The organism is Frankia sp. AiPs1, from assembly GCF_023716945.1.
Classification (GTDB): domain Bacteria; phylum Actinomycetota; class Actinomycetes; order Frankiales; family Frankiaceae; genus Frankia.
Genome location: NZ_JAMQQF010000849.1, coordinates 1 through 1,797, shown reverse-complemented (window position 1 = coordinate 1,797; position 1,797 = coordinate 1). Strand labels below are relative to the sequence as shown.

Annotated in this window: 1 protein-coding gene and 1 pseudogene; both read right to left on the bottom strand. The window is 73.1% G+C overall.

The features are described from left to right. On the bottom strand, positions 1–1,279 hold a 1,279-nt coding region (locus ND748_RS31260), incomplete at its 3' end, for a protein kinase (RefSeq protein ID WP_251749899.1). Positions 1,280–1,608: 329 nt separating this feature from the next. After that, positions 1,609–1,797 (bottom strand): annotated as a pseudogene (locus ND748_RS31255) (hypothetical protein); the annotation flags it as partial.

The window sequence follows — 1,797 nt, the reverse complement described above, 5'->3', positions numbered from 1 at the left end:
GGGGGGGGGGGGGGGGGGGGTAGTCGTGGTGCGCGGGGGGCAGGAGTAGGGCCAGGGGGGCGGCGCCCCGGCGGCCGCCCGGATCGGAGTCACGGTCGTCGTAGCCCGGGCCGCCGGCTCGCGGGGTCGCAGCGCCGTAGCCGGCCCGGTCGCCGTATCCGGCGCGGCTGTCGTATCCGGCCTCCTCATACCCGGCCTGGTTGTCATACCCGGCCTGGTTGTCGTACCGGGGCTGGTTGTCGTATCCGGCGCGGCTGCCGTAGGCGGGCGGGGCGTCGTAGGCCGATCGGGGGTCGCGCAGCGTCGGATCCGGGTAGCCCCCGGCGGCGCGTTCGGGGCGCCCTCCGGCCGGGTCATACCCGCCGTTGCGCGCTCCCCCGAGCGGGCCGGCGCCCTGCGGTGGGGTGGGCGGCAGCGACCACACCTGGGCCAGGGCGGTCTCGCTGGCCTCGTCCGAGTCGGCGGGGGAGCGCACGTCGCGGCCGACCAGCCGGGCGAGCAACTCGGTCGCCGTGGGCCGGCGGGCGGGTTCCTTCTCCAGCGCGGCCCGTACGACGCGGAGCAGGTCGGGAGGCAGGTCGTCGAGGTCGGGTTCGGCGGTGAGGATCTGCATGCCGACCGCCTCGGCCCGCTCCCCCCGGAACGGGGGACGCCCGGCGGCGGCGAACGCCACGCAGGCACCCCAGGCGAAGATGTCCGCGGGCGGCCCGGCCCGTTCGCCGCGCAACTGCTCGGGGGCCATCCAGACCAGCGTGCCGATCAGCATTCCGGTGCGGGTGTGGCTGGTGCTGTCCCCCGCGCGGGCGATGCCGAAGTCGATGACCTTCGGACCGTCCCAGGCCAGCAGGATGTTCGCCGGCTTGAGGTCGCGGTGCACCACCCCCGCTGCGTGGATGGCGACGAGGGCGTCGGCGAGCCCGATCGCCAGCCCGTGGACCAGGCGATCGTCGAGCTCGCCGCGGGTGGCGACGGCGTCGGCGAGGCTGCGGCCCTCGACGTACTCGGTGGCCATCCAGGGGCGTTCGCTGGTCAGGTCGGCGTCGAGCACCGTCGCGACGGAGCTGCCCCGCACGCGCCGCGCGGCGTCGACCTCCTGCCGGAACCGGGAGCGGAACTCGGGGTTGTCGGCGAGGCCGGCGGAGGGGACCTTGACGGCGACCCCCTTGCCATCGTCGCCGAAACCGAGGTAGACGACGCCCATGCCACCGGCGCCGATGCGGTTCGCCAGCCGGAAGGGTCCGATGCGGCGTGGGTCGTCCGAGGTCAGGGGCGTCAGCACACCGCTTCCATTCTCCGAGCTCTCCGCCGGCGGGCGGGTGGTGCGGGGATCAACAGGGTCGGGGGAGGCTATCCGATCACGCCTTGGTGGAGCGCACCCCGGGGCAACGCGGGGAATGGGCCGATTGTCTCTCGGCGCGGCGGTCGTCCTCACCTGCTGGCCGGATCGTCACAGATAGATCTGACTCCATCGCTCTCTGCGTCGATCTGGTGTGTGATCGTCGATCTGACGAATCATCGGTCGATTCCATCATTGACGGGATGATCAGTGGATGATCCGAGGCAAAGCGAGAATATTGAAGATTCAACAGGGCTTTCGAGGGAAGATGTTCAGGGGGAGTTGAGGTCGTGCGAGCCCATGGCGCTCGCCGCGGCCGTGACGGAGGGAGCCTGGATGGTCGTCCGCGTTCCACGGGCCACGGGGCGCTCAGCCCGGCCGCCCGGTTCCGGCGCCGCGGCCGGAGCCACCATCCAGCCCACGGGGCCCGCCGCGGCATCGGCTGCAACGCAGGTGATGCC